Source organism: Vibrio sp. 378 (assembly GCF_033339435.1).
The window spans coordinates 1-674 of record NZ_JAWOUO010000615.1; the positions used below are offsets into that span (position 1 = coordinate 1).

A 674-nucleotide genomic window follows, 5' to 3' on the forward strand; every position below is an offset into this window, starting at 1 on the left:
CAGCGTTTTGAAGTTCAGGAAACGTCTGCTTTAACCATTCAATCGGCTGCTCGACATGCTGGTGGATAAGGATGCGTAAACGAATCCCCAACTGCGCCGCAGAGCGAACTTCGTCACGTTGAATCAGCTTTTCTTTGAGTTCACGAAGTTTGTCGGCTTTCACCTCAATGATATTAACGCCCATCTGTTCCATTAACTGTTCGGGTTCGCCATCGGCACGAATTTCGCCAGATTCCATGATCGCCAGACGGTGGCAGCGTTCCGCTTCGTCCATGTAATGCGTGGTGACCAAAATCGTCGTACCTTGATCGCACAAGTCGAACAACTGCTCCCAAAAATCGCGTCGATTTTCGGGATCAACGGCGGATGTCGGCTCATCCAAAAATAGCAGTTCGGGTTTGTGCATGGTCGCCGCGGCGAGTGAAAGGCGCTGCTTTTGACCGCCACTCATGCCGCTTACGCGCTGTTTGCGCAATTGATCCAACCCGTAAGTGGTGAGTTGCTCTTCTATCCGCTCTTTCAGCGACTTGCTGCTTAAACCAAAAATTTGCCCAATAAATTCGAGGTTTTCTTGAACGGATAGGTCGTCGTACAACGAGAACTTTTGTGTCATGTAGCCAATTTTGAGCCGCAGTTGTTCGGATTGTTTTGGGATGTCTAACCCAAGCACATCC

At 49.6% G+C, this 674-nt stretch carries 1 protein-coding gene; it reads right to left on the minus strand.

The features are described 5' to 3' along the window. Positions 1-674 (minus strand): ABC transporter ATP-binding protein (locus R7Q48_RS27865; RefSeq protein ID WP_318133532.1); only part of this gene is annotated, 674 nt, incomplete at both ends.